Consider the following 16,482-nt stretch of genomic DNA (forward strand, 5'->3'; position numbering starts at 1 on the left):
ACGCCAAGGCATGGCGCCCGCACCACAGCGCTCTGAAGCATTCACGATGCGTGCGGGGCAGTCTCACAGGCTGAGACGCCATCGCTGCATGCTGCTTGGGTGAAAATCCTCGACAAGCTCGCCGTCCTCGCCGACGCCGCCAAATACGACGCCTCCTGCGCCTCCAGTGGCGCCAACAAGCGCAATTCGCTCGGCACCGGCGGCATCGGCAGCACCGAGGGCATGGGCATCTGCCACTCATACACGCCCGATGGCCGCTGCGTCTCGCTGCTGAAGATTTTGCTGACCAACTTCTGCATCTTCGATTGCGCGTACTGCGTCAATCGGGTGTCCAGCAACGTGCGCCGCGCGCGCTTCACGCCGGAAGAAGTGGTCACGCTGACGCTGGATTTCTACAAGCGCAATTACATCGAAGGCCTGTTCCTGTCCAGCGGCATCATCCGCAACTCCGACTACACCATGGAGCAGCTGGTGGAAGTGGCGCGGCAGCTGCGCGAGGTGCATCACTTCGCCGGTTACATCCATCTCAAGACCATCCCCGATGCGACGCCGGAATTGCTGGCCGCGGCCGGTCGCTACGCCGACCGCCTGAGCATCAACGTGGAGTTGCCGACCGAGCAGGGCCTGACCTTGCTGGCGCCGGAAAAAAGCGTCGGCGGCATTCGCGCGGCGATGGGTGAACTGCGTTGGCGCATCGAAGAGAATCAGCTCGAGCGCAAGGCCGAAAAAGTGCGCCGCGCCAAGCCGCCGCGCTTCGCCCCGGCCGGGCAAAGCACGCAGATGATCGTCGGTGCCGACGACGCCAACGACCGCAGCATTCTGGACACCAGCCACAATCTCTACGGCAATTACCGGATGCGCCGGGTGTATTACTCGGCGTTCAGCCCGATCCCGGATGCCTCCTCCAAGTTGCCGCTGCAGGCGCCGCCGTTGCAGCGCGAGCATCGGCTGTATCAGGCCGACTGGTTGCTGCGCTTCTACGACTTCAGCGTGGAAGAGATTGCGCCGGCGCAATCCAGCGGCATGCTCGATCTGGATGTGGACCCGAAGCTGGCGTGGGCGTTGCGCAATCCGGAGCGCTTTCCGGTGGATTTGAACGCGGCGCCGCGCGAGATGCTGCTACGGGTACCGGGCCTGGGCACGCGCAATGTGGAGCGCTTGCTGTTGTCGCGCAGGCATGCGCGCTTGCGGGTGGGAGATCTGGCGCGGTTGCGGGTGCCGATGAAGAAGCTGCTGCCGTTTGTGAGTGTGCTGGATCATCATCCGCGCCAGCGCTTGGACGATCCGGTGCGGTTACGCGCGCAGTTGGCGCCGGCACCGCGACAGGCAAGTTTGTTCGATTGACGCCTGTCCCTTCTCCCGTCGGGAGAAGGTGCCCGAAGGGCGGATGAGGGTACGGCCGCACGCATGACTTGGAAGTTCTTGATTGCTTCTACGAATCCCCAATTTCCACCACCGAATTCCTGCGCCAAGAGCTTCCACGCCTTGCGGCGCGGGTTACTTTTGTCTTGGCAAAAGTAACCAAAACCGCTGTCGCCTGACGCGATCCGGTGCGATACAGCCGCACCGGTGCCCTGTGCTCCTCGCCATGCGCGGCACGGCGCCCAAACTCGCTGCGCTCAGACAGGGCGCCTCTTCGGCCACGCATGGCTGCGGTGCTCGGCTCGCTCTAAGGCGACTTGGTGCAGCAAAATCAACGGCGACAAGCGACAAGCGACAAGCGACAAGCGACAAGCGACAAGCGACAAGCGACCAGCAACAGCAACCAGCAACCAGCAACCAGCAGTATCAGTAGCAGCAAAAGCCCGCGAAAAAATCGCAACAACGCAACGATAGTGCCGCCAGTAGAGCGATGGCGAGATCGGAAATCTTGAGGTCAGGTGTAAGCGATGTTCAGCGCTGAAGTTGAGCCAGGTTGGAGTCTTGATGCGTGGCGTGCGCTGGCGCGGGCGGGGTGGTGTGCGCAGGTGGAGCCTGACTCCATTGCGTGGAATGGTGGCGTGCAGGGTGGCTTGTTGATGGGGCAGGGGATGCTGGACCTGCCGGCGGTGGCTGCCGCGCCGCGAGTCTCCGCAGAGTTTTTGCAGATGGCGGGGGCGGTGCTGTGTCATCGCGACCCGCAGCGCTATGCGGTGTTGTATCGGTTGTTGTGGCGGTTGGCGTCCGGCGAGCGGGCGTTGCTGGAGCGGGCGACCGATGTCGATGTGCACCGTGTGGCACAGTGGCAGAAGGCGGTGCAACGCGATACGCACAAGATGAAGGCATTCGTGCGCTTCCGGCGCTTGCCCGGCGAAGAAGAAGACTTTGTGGCGTGGTTCGAGCCCGAACACTGGATCGTGGATCGGGTGGCGCCGTTTTTCGCGCGCCGTTTCGCCGGAATGCGCTGGGCGATTCTGACTCCGTATCGCAGTGTGCGCTGGGATGGCGAGGCGTTGACGTTCGGCGAAGGCGCCGTGCGCACCCAAGTGCCGGCCGACGATGCGCAGGAGACGCTGTGGCGCACCTATTACGCGCACATCTTCAATCCGGCGCGGCTCAATCCCACCATGATGCGGCAGGAAATGCCACAGAAATACTGGAAGAATCTGCCCGAGGCGAGCTTGTTGCCGGAGCTGATCCGCGAGGCGGGTGTGCGCGTGCGCGAGATGGCCGAGCGTGCGCCAGAGCCGGTGCGGCGGCGAGTGCCGGTCGCGCCAGCGCCGATCCCGGAAGTGGCTACGCAAAGCCTGGCACAGTTGCGCGTGGCCGCGCGCGATTGCCGGCGTTGCGCGTTGTGGCAACCGGCAACGCAGACGGTGTTTGGCGAAGGGCCGAACGATGCATCGGTGATGGTGATCGGCGAGCAGCCGGGCGACGAAGAGGATCTGAGCGGGCGTCCATTCGTCGGGCCGGCCGGGCGCCTGTTCAACATGGCGCTGGGCGAGATCGGCATCGATCGCGACACAGTCTATGTGACCAACGCGGTCAAGCATTTCCGCTTCGAGCAACGCGGTAAACGGCGTCTGCATCGCAACCCGGAACGGGCGCATGTGCAGGCCTGCAGTGGCTGGTTGCATGCAGAGCGCGCACAACTGCGTCCGGCGCAGATCGTGTGCCTGGGCGCGACTGCGGCACAGGCGGTGTTGGGAAGCGGCTTTCGCTTGATGCGCGAACGTGGCCAATGGAAGCGCCTGGACGATGGCACGCCGGTGCTGACCACCGTGCATCCGTCATGGGTGTTGCGTCAGCCAACGACGGCCGCACGCGAGGAAGGCTATCGCGGGTTTGTGGAAGATCTGCGCCAGCTGCTGGACATACCGATGTCGGCGGGCAGCTCGGCCGCGCCATAAAAAAATACGCGTGCAATGGCACGCGTACGGTGTCGGAGAACCAAGACACCAAGTGGAGCCACTGAGCAACCAGTGACTCCATCACCGCCGCTTCGCGGTTGGGTGGCGAGACCTGAAACGTGGTTCCAGGTACACGCGGATCGGCCTACAAAAAGCGTTTGTCCACGTCGACTTACGCGTGGATGCACCGAGTGGATGCACCGAGTGGATGCATCGAGATGTATCGATGCCGCGCGCGTTCAAAATGTCTCGATAACGCCAGCGCACATGACGGTTGCGCCCCATCGGCGGAATCCCCCTGCATTCCGCCGATGGACTACCTGCGCATGCAATGACAACGACGTGCCTTGCAGCCAGATGCAGTTACGGCATCAACACCTTGTCGACCACGTGGATCACGCCATTGCTCTGCACCACATCGGCGATGGTGACGTTGGCGGTGTTGCCCTTGACGTCGGTGATGGTGACCTTCTTGCCATTGAGTTTTGCGGTCAGTGGTTCGCCCTGCACGGTGGTCAGCGTCGCGCTGCCGCCGCCGGCCTTGATCTTGGCGATCAGCGAAGCGGCGTCAACCTTGCCCGGCACCACGTGATAGGTCAGCACCTTGGTCAAGGTGGGCTTGGATTCAGGCTTCAACAAGGTGTCGACAGTGCCGGCCGGCAATGCGGCAAATGCGGCGTTGGTCGGGGCAAACACGGTGAACGGGCCCGGGCCCTTCAACGTCTCGACCAGGCCGGCGGCCTTGACGGCGGCGACCAGGGTGGTGTGATCCTTGGAGTTGACCGCGTTGTCGACGATGTCCTTGGTCACCAGCATCGGCGCACCGCCCACCATCGGGTTGGACGCCGCGTAGGCGGGAGCCATCGCGCTGGTCAGGGCAATGGCGGTGGCAATGGCAAGCGACTGGAATGAGGTCTTCATGAGGCATCGATCCTTTGGGTAGGCGATCACCTGGATGGCAATCGTATAGCTGGATACGCGGCCGGCTGCGGCGCGGATGCATCACGCGTTTTTTACATGGAGATGCTGTGCTGCAACGCCATCGCACATCCGTCCTGGCGAACTGCAGATCGATGGCCTGCGGTTGAGTCTGTTCGACGCGCGCTGGCCACATATGCCGACTGATGGTTTAAACACTCTATGGCGAACCTCCGCTGCAGGGACCGCGCGATCAGGTCGTTATCAAGCCCATCGGGTCGTAGCCGTCGCACGACCGCCCTAATGCTGCACGAATGTTCGCGATTGGCAGAAGCGGCGCCGGACAGTGCAATTACCATTCATGCCCTTGCGTGATGATCAGTGCTCAGAGGCTGTAGAACATGAAATCCAAAAAGAGTGAGTTCAATCGATTGGTACTGCCGGCATGGTTGGCGGCAGGCGCGCTGGTGTTATCCGGCACTGCACAGGCAGCAGCCGTCACGCCAACGCCAACGCATGCGCCGTCAGCGACCGCTGCTGTCCCTGCGAGTGACATCTATCGGCCAGGTCAAAAATGGATCGTCCCGGGCGAGTGGGAATTCACGGTGGATTCCGCACGCGTGGCCAAGGTGAAAATTCCCAATTACGGCGGTGGCTCCTGGGTTCCTACGCAAGTGATCCTGCTGACCTATAGCTATAAAAATATCGGATTCGACGACAGCGCCAACTACAAGGACGTCAAGGACGTCGGCCCGTCGACGCTGGCGTTTTCGAAAGCGCATATCGACGTGTCCGACGCCAACGATGCGGACAACGGCGGCGCAGGTAATTACCCCGTGCGCATCAAGCTCGTCGGAGACGCTGACGGTCAGAAGCCCGGGCAGCAGATGGTCGGCGCGCAGTGGCCATACGCCTTCAAGAAGAAGGTCAAGGCGGTCAAGGTGACGGTGAGTCACTACGATTCCAAGCTGAAACTGCATCAAGCGACCTTCTTGGTCCCGGTCGAGGGCACCGGGCCATCGAAGCCGCACGCGAACAAGCACGTTCACCACAGCTGATCCCGTCCAGCCAACCTGCATAGGCAAGCAGCCGGCATGCGTGACGTGGCGAGCGATCACGTTGCCGGCTGCTTTCATCCTCGTCTCGGCCTGTCCATCCGGCAGCGTATCCACCGTGTCTGATCGACAGACACCCGCACAGAGCTGCAGCAGCACACCCTCGTGGCGGTCACCGTGGAGGGCCGCGCCCAGGCCCAGGCGGCGCGGTGGTTTCATCGCCGCCTGCAAACCGGTATGTTCCCTTCGGCGCGTTAGTTGTGCGTTGCACGATGCGATGCCGTACGCGCACCGTTTCTTCTTCCGGGTTTTTCATGCATTCGATCGATGTCGTCCTCGCCATGTTGCTGGCGGTCGCGGCCAGCGGTTATCTGATCCGCATCCTGCCGTTCTCGTTGCCCTTGCCGTTGGTCCAGATCGCGCTCGGCGCGGTGGTCTCCGGTGTGTTCGATGCCGGGCACGAGCTGGAACCGGAGTTGTTCTTCCTGTTGTTCCTGCCGCCGCTGTTGTTCCTGGATGGCTGGCGCATTCCCAAACAAGGCCTGTTCCGCGACAAGGCAGCCATCCTGGAACTGGCGCTGGGCCTGGTGGTATTCACAGTGGTCGGCGCGGGCCTGCTGATCCATTGGTTGATCCCGGCGATGCCGCTGGCGGTGGCCTTCGCGCTGGCGGCGATCATCTCGCCGACCGACCCGGTGGCGGTGTCCTCGATCGCCTCCAAGGTGCCGATTCCCAAGCGGCTGATGCACATCCTGGAAGGCGAGTCGTTGCTCAACGATGCCTCCGGTCTGGTGTGCTTCCAGTTTGCGGTGGCGGCGGTGCTGACCGGCAGCTTCTCGATCGCCACCGCTTCGCTGACCTTCCTGTGGGTGGCGCTGGCCGGGCTGGCATTGGGCGTGGCGACCACCTTCGGCCTGAGCCGCATCCAGGCCTGGATCTGGCGCCACTTCGGCGAGGAGCCGGGTTCGGCGATCCTGGTCAACCTGCTCACCCCGTTCGCGGCCTATCTGCTGGCCGAAGCCTTCCATGCCTCCGGCATCCTGGCCGCGGTGGCCGCCGGCGTCACCATGAGTTACGTGGAAATGGCCGGCAACGCGCCGGGCAATATGCGGCTGCAGCGCTCGGCGGTGTGGGACACGGTGCAGTTCACCTTCAACGGCATCATCTTCGTGCTGCTGGGCGAGCAGTTGCCGGGCATCCTGGACGGGGCGGTGCGCAGCGTGCAGGAAGCCGGCCACCTCAATCCGTGGTGGCTGGCGGTGTACGTGGCCACCATCAGCGCCAGCCTGATGGCGTTGCGCTTCGTATGGGTGTTCCTGTCGCTGCGCTGGAACATCTTCAAGGCGCAGTGGCGCGGCGAGCAGCATGTCAGCCCGCCGTGGCGCATCGTGGTGGCGGTCTCGCTGGCCGGCGTGCGTGGTGCGATCACCCTGGCCGGCGTGCTCACGTTGCCGTTGATGCTGGAAGACGGCTCACCGTTCCCGGCCCGCCAGTTGGCGATTTTCCTGGCCGCCTCGGTGATCCTGGTCTCGTTGCTGGTCGCCAGCGTGGCGTTGCCGCCGCTGCTGCGCGGACTGGAGCTGCCCGAAGAAGAAGACGAGCAGCTGAAGGAAGATCTGGCGGTGAAGGCCGCCTCGCAGGCCGCGCTGGAAGCGGTGGAAAAACTGCGCCAGCGGCTGGTGGATGGCAGCAAGCATGCCGAGCGCTACAACGCGGCGGCCAATCAGGTCAGCCAGCGCTATCAACGCAAGCTCGGCGCGGTGGACATGGCCGAGACCGATCCGGAAGAGGCCGGTGCCTACGAACAGGCGCTGCGCCAGTTCCGTCATGCCGCATTGGTGGCCGAGCGCAACGAGTTGTTCAAGCTCGCGCGCCGCCGCGAGATTTCCGACGACCTGTCGCGCCGGCTGGTGCGCAATCTGGATCTGATCGAGTCGCGCAAGCGGGCTTGAGCGCGCTGATGCGCGCGGGAGTCGGGAATCGGGATTGGGGAATCGCAGGAGCCGCAGCGGTCGTGCCGCCCGGGTTGTGTAGGAGCGCGCTTGCGCGCGATGGGCGTTGGCGGGAAAGCCTCATCGCGCGCAAGCGCGCTCCTACATGGAAATGCGTAAACAGACGCAGCAGGCGTGCGCGGTCCAGTTCGCTGAGGCTCCTTGCTGCACGTCGGGAGACACCATCCCATCCACACTGCTCCCATCTTCATGGCGCACGGCCTACCCTGTGCGGCTGATCGTTCCAGTGCAGAACACATGACTCCAATCGTTTCCATCCAGGGATTGAGCAAGACCTACGCTGGCGGTTTTCAGGCGCTCAAGCACGTGGACCTCGAAATCCAGCGCGGCGAAATCTTCGCGCTGCTCGGTCCCAACGGCGCCGGCAAGACCACGCTGATCAGCATCATCTGCGGGTTGATCAATCCGAGCACCGGCACCGTGCTGGCCGATGGTCACGACATCGTGCGCGACTACCGCGCCGCGCGTGCCAGCATCGGCCTGGTGCCGCAGGAACTTGCCACCGATGCGTTCGAAAGCGTGTGGGCCACCGTGCGTTTCAGCCGCGGGCTGTTCGGCAAGCCGGCCAATCCGCAGTATCTGGAAACGGTGTTGCGCGAACTCTCGCTGTGGGACAAGCGCAACAACAAGATTTCCACGCTGTCCGGCGGCATGAAGCGGCGCGTGCTGATCGCCAAGGCGCTGGCGCACGAGCCACGCATTCTCTTTTTGGACGAGCCTACCGCCGGTGTGGACGTAGAGCTGCGCCACGACATGTGGCAGATGGTGCGGCGGCTGCGCGAGCAGGGCACCACGGTGATCCTGACCACCCATTACATCGAAGAAGCCGAAGACATGGCCGACCGGGTCGGGGTGATCAATCGCGGCGAGCTGGTGCTGGTGGAAGACAAGCACACGCTGATGCGCAAGCTCGGCAAGAAGCAGCTCACGCTCAGCCTGCAGGCGCCGCTGCAGGCCATCCCGGTCGCGCTGAGCGATCTGCCATTGGAACTGTCGGCCGACGGCAACAGCCTGATCTACACCTTCGACACCCAGGCCGAGCAGACCGGCATCGGCGGGCTGCTGCGCCGGCTCAACGAGCAGGGCATCGATTTCAAGGATCTGCATTCCAGCGAGAGTTCGCTGGAGGAGATCTTCGTCAATCTGGTGCACGGTGCACGCCAGCAGGAGATACGCGCATGAATCGGTATGCAATCGCTGCGATCTACCGCTTCGAAATGGCGCGCGCATTCCGCACGCTCACCCAGTCGATCGCCTCGCCGGTGTTGTCGACCTCGCTGTATTTCGTGGTGTTCGGCGCGGCGATCGGTTCGCGCATGGGCGATATCGACGGCATCAGCTACGGCGCCTTCATCATTCCCGGGCTGGTGATGCTGTCCTTGCTCAACGAGAGCATTTCCAACGCCTCGTTCGGCATCTACATGCCGCGCTGGGCCGGCACCATCTACGAGGTGTTGTCGGCGCCGGTGGCGTGGTGGGAGATTGTGATCGGCTATGTCGGCGCGGCGGCGACCAAGTCGGTGCTGCTGGGCTTGCTGATCCTGCTCACCGCGCGGCTGTTCGTGCCGTATGAGATTGCCCACCCAGTGTGGATGCTGGGCTTTCTGGTGCTCACCGCGCTGACCTTCAGCCTGTTCGGTTTCATCATCGGCATCTGGGCCGACGGCTTCGAGAAGCTGCAGGTGATTCCGCTGATGGTGGTCACGCCGCTGACCTTCCTGGGGGGCAGTTTCTACTCGATCAACATGCTGCCGCCGCTGTGGCAGAAGGTCACCTTGTTCAATCCGGTGGTCTATCTGATCAGCGGCTTCCGCTGGAGTTTCTACGGCAAGGCCGACGTGCACATCGCGGTGAGCACTGGCATGACCTTTCTGTTCCTGGTCGTGTGCCTGGGCGTGGTTGCGGCGATTTTCCGCAGCGGTTATCGGCTCAAGGCGTGAGTGGTGAGTGCAGTGGTGTTGTCGGCCGCATCCTGGTGGATGCCATCGGAAGTTCAGGTCAAACGCGTCGGACGTCCAGATCAAACGCTGAGTGGGTCGAGTGCGCGGTGGCCTCACCGCTCGCGGGACACGCCGCAAGTACGTCTATGTAGGCTCGGTGGCGGCATCCATGCCGCCACACGGTCCCGCAATCGGTGAGGACACCGCACCAGAAAGTCTGCTGGTTGCTTGAAAACATGCACACCGACCATCTCGACTGGTCCTTGCCCGCCCACCGTCGCGGGACCTTACGCGGCATGGATGCCGCGTAAGAGCCTACACGGACGTACTTGCGGCGTGTCCCGCGATGGTGGGCGGGCAAGGGCCCTGCAGCCAAGTCGCAGATCAGTCGGCCTGAAGTAGTTTTGTCAGCCGCTCTTACTCGGCAGCAGGCTTGGCGTCGCTCTTGGTGTCCAGGAAGTAGGCCACCACCTCACCCTTGATCTTCATCGTCATCGGGTTGCCGCGACGGTCGCGCGCTTTTCCAACCTGCACCTTGATCCAGCCTTCGCTGACCGAATACTCCTCCACGTTGTCGCGTTCGACACCGTTGAAACGCACGCCGATGCCGCGGTTGAGTGCATCGGCATCGTGGAACGGGCTGCGCGCATCGATGGCCAGATGATCGGGAGGGGTATCGCTCATGGGAAAGGCGTCATGGCGGCCGGGATGGCCGTCTTCGGCCGCACAGGATACGGTCCTGCGCCGCGAAGACCAGCCCCTTCCGATGAATCCGCACGCGCCGGTCGGTTTGCTTGCGCGGCGCCAGGCCTCACACTTCACGCCTGCAATCCTTGAACGAGACCGCCATGCCCGACAACAGTGCCGATTACGAAGACGACGAAGGCCTGCAGCCCGAAAGCGACGAAGACGATGTCGACGATCATCCGGGGCGGGTCTGGAATCTGCTGCTGCTGATCAATCCTGGCGACGAAGAAACTGCGCTTGCCCAGTTCGATGCCTGGCGCGAGGCACAGGCCGACCTGGACGAAGACGAAGGCGACGATGCCTGGCTGTGGGCGTTGAAGGACGCGATCGACTGGCGCTCGGGCTTTTTCGTCGACTGGAAGGACACCGACTCGTTCATTGCCGCCATCGACGAACTCAGCGCGCGCTGGAACCTGCGCATCGCCTGGGGCGGCGACCTGGACGACGAAGAGTTCGCCAACGGCCTCAGCGTGCCCGATCTGATGGCGGTGGCCTTCGATCGCCTGCGCGAACACGGCTATTCGCTGTGGAACTGGAACACCGGCGGCGACGCCTACGCCGGCTGGATCGCCCTCAGCCGCGACGATGAAGCGATGATGGCACTGACCTCGCTGCTGGACGTGGAAGTGCGATTGGGGAATGAGGCGTTCTGAGGATTGGGGATTGGGGAATCGGGAGTGGGGATTCGCAAGAGCGGTCCCGGGGTGTGTCGGGGTCGGGTTGAGCCGTGAGTTGTGCGCGCTGGCGCGGCAGGACGCGAAGCGCGTGGTCTGGCGCAGGCATTCAACCGCCCACCGACTGCCACGTAGGAGCGCGCTGGCGCGCGATGGGGCGTTAACGGGACAGCCTCTTGCGCGCAAGCGCGCTCCTACAGAGGCATGCCGTTTGGAAATGGAAGAAGGCCTCCAGGTCAGAACATCTGTCACGTAGGAGCGTGCCTGCGCGCGACAGTCATCATTCGAATAGGTTTGTCACCGCCTGCAGGCAGGCTTACTCAAGCACGCCGCCGATCAGGCCGCAGCCACTGCCGTTGCGAATCCCCACTCCCGATTCCCCAATCCCCGCTTCACGGCACCTCGCCACGCGCCTGCGCACGCGCGTTGGCGATCAAGGCCTTGAGCAGTACGCGATCGGTGTGACGGGAGATGGCGATGGCACCGAGCGCGATCGCCTCGATGCGTAACGGTGCCGGCACGTCGTAGTGCGCGCCGCTGAGTTTGTTCTGGAAGGCGCGGCGGGGAATTCCCAGCCGCGCCGCCATGGCATGCAGCTCGTCCAGCGTATCGCCGAGCAGGTGCGCCCAGCGCTGCTCGCGCCACAGATGCACCGCATCGTCGACGTAGACGGCCATCGGCCGGGTCAGGCCTTCTTGGATTTCTTCGGCTTCTTGCCGGCCGTCTCGCCGTCGGCGTCGTCGGTTGCGGCATCGCTGGCGTCTGCGTCTGCGTCTGCCGCGTTGTCGTCGTCGCTGGCAGCGTCGTCGCCAGCCGCATCTTCCGCAACAGCGTCGGTGCCGGCGTCGGCGGCTGCGTCTTCTGCAGCGTCATCGCCGTCTTCATCGGCATCGGCGTTCTGGAATTCGGCCACCAGCGTGGTCAGATATTCCTCGGCGGTCTTGCCGTCTTCGGCGGCCAGGTCGTCGATCATCTGCTGCAGCTGGGTCGAATATTCCAGCGAGATGGTCTTGCCTTCGGCTTCCTGCAGGTTGGCCAGGTGCTTGAGCATGGCCAGCATCGGGACCGGGTTGTCGGCGCTGCCCATGGTCTGGCCGCCGATCGACAGCATCCACTCGCTGCCACCCTGCAGACCGATCGCAGCGACCACGCGACCATCGGCATCCTGCAGCACGGCGTGGTTGGTGACCTGGGGCGCCTGGCCCAGACGGACGATCGGACGCTTGGGGAGCTGCTTCTTGCGCTTGTCGCGCTTGGCCTTTGAATTGCGGGACACGGTGTTCTCGACGCTGGGAATGGCCGGCCATTCTAGGCGCTTGTGCGTGACCCGGCTCGCTCGACACTGCCGGGCCCGTCAACGCCTGCCTTCCGGGCCGATGCATCGATCGATCCGGTCGCGTGATGAAGTCAGCCAATGCCGGGGTCTGGGACAGCCTGAAGTGGCTGACACAGCGGGTGCGCTCACCGTCAGGCAGCGCGGAGGCCTGTTAGGCTCGGTATGTAAGACGACGCGCCGCCCGCAGTCACCTGACAACTGCTGGGTAGGGGGGGCGCCGCTCAGCACCACCGGGGCGTCTTGCTTGCAGCGGTGCGCGGCGCGGATCCTGGTCAGCAGCTGCATGCAAGACAGCGTGCCGTCCTCAGCCACCTGACACCTGCTGCCAGGTGTCGCACTGCGGTCAGCGCTGCTCGGGCGCCGTGCTGACCGCAGTGCGCGGCGCCCCAGCCACAGCGGCCTCGGCAGCCTTGGCCAGCGCGGCAGCCGAGGCGACCTGGGTACGTGTGGAGATGCGCGGTGCAGCCGGCGTTGCGGCAGTGGCCGTGGTCGCTGCCGCAGCCGGTGTGCCGGTTGCGGTTGGCGCCGCTGCCGCCGCACCCGGACTCACCGATACACTCGCCGCCTTACCCGCAGCCGGCACCGCAGCCGGCGTGCCCACCGAAGCAGTCCCGGTGGCCGCCGCCGCACTCAGATCCGGCACGTGGGTGTCGGCATCGTGGGTCGATTTACCCAGCGCCACGCCCTGGCCGGCGCCGGCCAAGGCGGTCTGCTCGGCGTCCTGGGTCATCACCACGATGCTGATGCGGCGGTTAATCGGATTCTGCGGGTTGGTCTTGTCAAACAGCACCGACGAGGACAAGCCCACCACACGGGTGACCTTGGCATCGGCCATGCCGCCGCCCACCAGCGCACGGCGCGCGGCATTGGCGCGGTCGGCACTGAGTTCCCAGTTGGTGTAACCGGCATCGCTGCTGTAGGCGGTGGTGTCGGTGTGGCCGGTGATGCTGATGTGGTTGGGCACCTGATTGATGAAGCTGGACAGCTCGCGCAGGATGTCCACCGTGTACGGCTTGAGCTGGTCGCGGCCGATGTCGAACATCGGGCGGTTCTGCTTGTCCACGATCTGGATGCGCAGGCCATCGGGCGTGAGGTCGAGCAGCAACTGGTCCTTGAACGGCTCCAGCGCCTGGCTCTTGTCGATGGCCTCCTTCAGGTCCTGCATCAGCGCTTCCAGGCGCTTCTTGTCCTTGGCGCGGCTGTCTTCGGTGGTATCCGCAGCGTTGTCACGCTTGCGGCCCATTTCGTCCTTCTGCCCCTTGGCCATGTCGGCGGTGCCGCCGAGCTTGATCATCGAGGTGCTGGCGCCACCGGGGCCGTTCATGCCGGGCGAAGGCGCCGGCGACTTGCCCGACAACGGGCTGGGGTTGCGGAAGTATTCGGAGATCGCCGCGCGCTGCTCCTTGGTGGTGGCGGCCATCAGCCACAGCACCAGGAAGAAGGCCATCATCGCGGTCACGAAGTCGGCAAACGCCACTTTCCAGGCGCCGCCATGATGGCCGCCGCCCTGCACCTTCTTGACCCGTCGGATGACGACGGTGGATTTGCCCTCGGCCATGACTGCGGCCCTACTTGATCGTCTTCAGGTGCGTTTCGAAATCCGCAAAGCTCGGACGCACGTTGGAGGGCAGCGTCTTGCGCGCGAATTCCAGCGCAATCTTCGGGTTGTAGCCGCGCAGGCAGGCCAGCAGCGCGGTCTTGACCGCTTCATAGATGCGCCCGTCCTGATCGGCACGCGCTTCCATCGCCGCCGACAACGGCGCCACGAAGCCGTATGCCAGCAGGATGCCGAGGAAGGTACCGACCAGGGCGGCACCGACGTGGTGACCGATCTCCTCGATCGGGCCGCCGATCGAGCCCATGGTGATCACGATGCCGAGCACGGCGGCCACGATGCCAAAGCCGGGCAGGCCGTCAGAGACCTTGCTCAAGGCATGCGAGGGCGCCATTGCCTCGTGGTGGTGCTTTTCCAGTTCCAGTTCGAGCAGCGGCTCCAGCTCGTGCGGCTCGATATTGCTGCCGATCATCAGGCGTAGGCAGTCGGTGATGAAGTCCAGCAGGTGATGGTCGGCCACCACCTTGGGATAGTTGCCGAAGATGGTGCTGTCCTGCGGTTTTTCGACATGATCTTCCAGGGCCATGAAGCCGTCGCGGCGGGCCTTGTTCAACAGTTCGTAGACCAGGCTCAAGGTGTCCTTGTAGTCCTCGGACTTGTACTGCGGACCCTTGAACACGCCCAGCACGCTGCTGAAGGTTTCCTTGACGATCTTGCCCGGCGTGCTCACCAGAAACGCGCCCAACGCCGCGCCGCCGATGATCAACAGCTCGTACGGCTGCCACAACGCGCCCAGCTTTCCGTGCGACAGCACATAGCCGCCGAGGACACTGACGATGACGACGATGAAGCCGATGATGATGAGCATGGCGCAGCCAAAAGCAAACAGGGTTGCTGTTGTTTCGGCGCGCGCGGCGGATTCTTGAAGTGCACGGCGTGAAGGTGTGCGCTGTAACTGAACGATCGGGTGGTGCGATGACGGCTTGACATAGGGCGATCAGCGGCATCGCGCTTACTGCGGCAAGGCGGTCACCGCAGTGGGGCTTGTGATGACAAGGTCTGCCTGGTTGAGTTTGCGATTTGCATCGACTGCTGGGTGCGTCGAGACAGCGCATTGCAGCAAGCGGCCTCTGCATTGGCGGTGGCACCAGCATCGGCGGACTTGATGCGCAGGTTGCGCTCGGCAGCAAACTTCAGCGTCTGCACCACGTCCCGGATGACCCGCCGCCGAGCGTCGAGCGTCATTGTCGTGGCAGTTTCTAGCACTACTAGCGAGCAATGGTGTGGGCAGTAAGAGCGGATAACAGAACGTAGCGAGCGGCCGTCAGGTGGGTGCGGACGGCGCACAGGAACCGAAATGAACCGTGCATGCCGATTCCGAGCGCCGGCCGCGCCCGCCTGACGATTGCGCTGTAGTTCTGTGAGTCGCTCTGAGTGGGTCGCCACTGCTTTCTGGGCGGCCTCGCCAGGTCAGGCCGGTTGCGCCTCGGCGCCGTCGCGTTGCAGCGGGTTCGGCAGTGCCTGGCCATCTTCGGTGAAGCCCAGCGAGACCGAGTTGAGGCAATGCCGTTCGCCGGTCGGCGGCGGGCCGTCGGGGAACACGTGGCCGAGGTGGCTGTCGCAGCGCGCGCAGACGATCTCGGTGCGGATCATGCCGTAGCTGATGTCGCGGATCTCGCGCACATGGGCGGCGGCGTACGGGGCAAAGAAGCTCGGCCAGCCGGTGCCGGATTCGAACTTTGCGCTGGAGCGAAACAGCGGCAATCCGCACAGGCGGCAGGTGTAGACGCCCTCCAGCTTGTTGTCCAGGAACACCCCGCAGAACGGCGCCTCGGTGCCGTGCTGCAGCAGCACGCGCTGCTCCTCGTCGCTGAGCCCGGCGATCAGGGCATCGCGCTGGGTGGGGGAGGGCGGTGTCAGATCGAACTGGCTCATGGGGGCTCTCGCATGCGCGCGCTGGCGGTGTGCCGCGTCTGCACCCGTGATGTGGGCGTTGGCTGCGTGGTTCAAGCTTGCGGGGACGAAGCCCCTCTCCCTGCGGGAGAGGGGTTGGGGTGAGGGTACGGGGCGAAGCCACTGCGCGATGGGCACTGCGAGGCTTCGCTCGCACCCTCATCCGGCGCTTCGCGCCACCTTCTCCCGCAGGAGAAGGGATTAAGCCTCTCTCCCCGCGGGGCGAGAAGGGCTTGTTTGCGCGCCACTGGTGCGGAGCGGGGGGTGGGGTGAGGGTACTGGGCGAAGCCGCTGCACGATGGGTACTGCGAGGCTTCGCTCGCACCCTCATCCGGCGCTGCGCGCCACCTTCTCCCGATGGGAGAAGGGACTCTTCGCACTGCAATCACCTCGCGAACGCGTTCATCCCCTAGCCAATCCCATGCATTGCCGCGACACATCGGCGCCCCCACCCAGTCAGTATCCCTCAAACCAATCAAGGTGCCCGTCATGGCGATCCATTCATCAACGCGCGGCCTGCTGCTGTGCGGTCTGTTGGCGATTGCCGGCGCGGCGGTAGCGCAATCGGCCACTACCACGCGCTCATCCAACACCTTGCAGCCGATCACCACGCCGACGCCCGCGCAGCCCACGCCGCGCGCAGCGCAACCAGCGCCAGGCACCAGTCCGGTGCCGTCGCAGCTCGGTCAGCGCCCGTCCGCGCCGACCATCCCCACCCGTGGCCCGGCACAGACGCCGGTGGCCCCGGCCGGTAGCCAGGTGCTGCCGGCCAGCGCGCCGATGGTCTACGACCGCAATGGCCGCCTGCTGCAAGGCATGCAGCCGGCCGGCGCCAACCGGGTGCTGGACACCAAGACCGGGCGCTATTACGACGCGGTTCCGGCCGGCGACGGTATGCGCGTGGTGCGCTGAGATCCGGCAGCAGTCGATGTCTGATCCGCAGCAATCAGATCGGTCTCCATC

General features: G+C 64.3%; 16 protein-coding genes and 1 other RNA gene. 8 read left to right on the forward strand and 9 right to left on the reverse strand.

Annotated features, from left to right (window positions below; genetic code table 11):
* The first annotated feature begins 99 nt into the window (after window positions 1–99).
* On the forward strand, window positions 100–1,344 hold the full coding sequence (locus NMB96_RS09290) for a putative DNA modification/repair radical SAM protein (RefSeq protein ID WP_023905300.1): 1,245 nt from the start codon (window positions 100–102) through the stop codon (window positions 1,342–1,344).
* A gap of 545 nt (window positions 1,345–1,889) precedes the next feature.
* On the forward strand, window positions 1,890–3,329 hold the full coding sequence (locus tag NMB96_RS09295; RefSeq protein WP_023905298.1) for a UdgX family uracil-DNA binding protein: 1,440 nt from the start codon (window positions 1,890–1,892) through the stop codon (window positions 3,327–3,329).
* Between the two features lie 363 nt (window positions 3,330–3,692).
* Here the strand turns inward: NMB96_RS09295 and NMB96_RS09300 are convergent, their stop codons facing one another.
* Window positions 3,693–4,250, reverse strand: coding sequence for a fasciclin domain-containing protein (locus NMB96_RS09300; protein WP_023905297.1), 558 nt, complete (start codon window positions 4,248–4,250; stop codon window positions 3,693–3,695).
* A 398-nt stretch (window positions 4,251–4,648) separates the two neighbouring features.
* Between NMB96_RS09300 and NMB96_RS09305 the strand changes: the two genes are divergently transcribed.
* From NMB96_RS09305 to NMB96_RS09320, 4 genes are all read left to right on the forward strand, one after another.
* On the forward strand, window positions 4,649–5,305 hold the full coding sequence (locus NMB96_RS09305) for a hypothetical protein (protein ID WP_225970134.1): 657 nt from the start codon (window positions 4,649–4,651) through the stop codon (window positions 5,303–5,305).
* Between the two features lie 311 nt (window positions 5,306–5,616).
* Window positions 5,617–7,254, forward strand: coding sequence for a Na+/H+ antiporter (locus NMB96_RS09310; protein WP_043889481.1), 1,638 nt, complete (start codon window positions 5,617–5,619; stop codon window positions 7,252–7,254).
* 297 nt (window positions 7,255–7,551) lie between these two features.
* Entirely contained in the window at window positions 7,552–8,496 is a 945-nt protein-coding gene (locus NMB96_RS09315) for an ABC transporter ATP-binding protein (protein ID WP_023905293.1), read from the forward strand.
* Window positions 8,493–9,254, forward strand: coding sequence for an ABC transporter permease (locus NMB96_RS09320; RefSeq protein WP_115039658.1), 762 nt, complete (start codon window positions 8,493–8,495; stop codon window positions 9,252–9,254). Before NMB96_RS09315 ends, NMB96_RS09320 begins: the two co-directional genes overlap by 4 nt.
* A gap of 417 nt (window positions 9,255–9,671) precedes the next feature.
* Here the strand turns inward: NMB96_RS09320 and NMB96_RS09325 are convergent, their stop codons facing one another.
* Window positions 9,672–9,938, reverse strand: coding sequence for a DUF3297 family protein (locus NMB96_RS09325; RefSeq protein WP_006452586.1), 267 nt, complete (start codon window positions 9,936–9,938; stop codon window positions 9,672–9,674).
* Window positions 9,939–10,102: 164 nt separating this feature from the next.
* Between NMB96_RS09325 and NMB96_RS09330 the strand changes: the two genes are divergently transcribed.
* Window positions 10,103–10,654 (forward strand): DUF6630 family protein, encoded by a 552-nt coding sequence (locus tag NMB96_RS09330; protein ID WP_255086732.1) that lies wholly within the window; start codon window positions 10,103–10,105, stop codon window positions 10,652–10,654.
* A 413-nt stretch (window positions 10,655–11,067) separates the two neighbouring features.
* Here the strand turns inward: NMB96_RS09330 and NMB96_RS09335 are convergent, their stop codons facing one another.
* From NMB96_RS09335 to msrB, 7 genes are all read right to left on the reverse strand, one after another.
* Window positions 11,068–11,352, reverse strand: coding sequence for a DUF4031 domain-containing protein (locus tag NMB96_RS09335; protein ID WP_023902419.1), 285 nt, complete (start codon window positions 11,350–11,352; stop codon window positions 11,068–11,070).
* A gap of 8 nt (window positions 11,353–11,360) precedes the next feature.
* Window positions 11,361–11,951: a hypothetical protein gene (locus NMB96_RS09340; RefSeq protein ID WP_255086733.1), complete on the reverse strand. Its 591-nt coding sequence runs from the start codon at window positions 11,949–11,951 to the stop codon at window positions 11,361–11,363.
* 403 nt (window positions 11,952–12,354) lie between these two features.
* Entirely contained in the window at window positions 12,355–13,569 is a 1,215-nt protein-coding gene (gene motB / locus NMB96_RS09345; RefSeq protein WP_255086734.1) for a flagellar motor protein MotB, read from the reverse strand.
* A 10-nt stretch (window positions 13,570–13,579) separates the two neighbouring features.
* Window positions 13,580–14,434, reverse strand: coding sequence for a flagellar motor stator protein MotA (motA, locus tag NMB96_RS09350; RefSeq protein WP_006452580.1), 855 nt, complete (start codon window positions 14,432–14,434; stop codon window positions 13,580–13,582).
* Window positions 14,435–14,595: 161 nt separating this feature from the next.
* On the reverse strand, window positions 14,596–14,811 hold the full coding sequence (locus tag NMB96_RS09355; RefSeq protein ID WP_043888892.1) for a hypothetical protein: 216 nt from the start codon (window positions 14,809–14,811) through the stop codon (window positions 14,596–14,598).
* A 53-nt stretch (window positions 14,812–14,864) separates the two neighbouring features.
* Window positions 14,865–14,936, reverse strand: a non-coding RNA gene (locus NMB96_RS09360) — sX9 sRNA.
* Window positions 14,937–15,036: 100 nt separating this feature from the next.
* Window positions 15,037–15,501, reverse strand: a complete 465-nt coding sequence (gene msrB / locus NMB96_RS09365) for a peptide-methionine (R)-S-oxide reductase MsrB (RefSeq protein ID WP_023902423.1) — start codon at window positions 15,499–15,501, stop codon at window positions 15,037–15,039.
* Between the two features lie 507 nt (window positions 15,502–16,008).
* Between msrB and NMB96_RS09370 the strand changes: the two genes are divergently transcribed.
* Window positions 16,009–16,431, forward strand: coding sequence for a superantigen-like protein SSL4 (locus tag NMB96_RS09370; protein ID WP_043888893.1), 423 nt, complete (start codon window positions 16,009–16,011; stop codon window positions 16,429–16,431).
* Window positions 16,432–16,482 lie beyond the last annotated feature (51 nt).

Origin of the sequence: Xanthomonas hortorum (assembly GCF_024339125.1) — a bacterium.
GTDB classification, from domain to species: domain Bacteria; phylum Pseudomonadota; class Gammaproteobacteria; order Xanthomonadales; family Xanthomonadaceae; genus Xanthomonas; species Xanthomonas hortorum.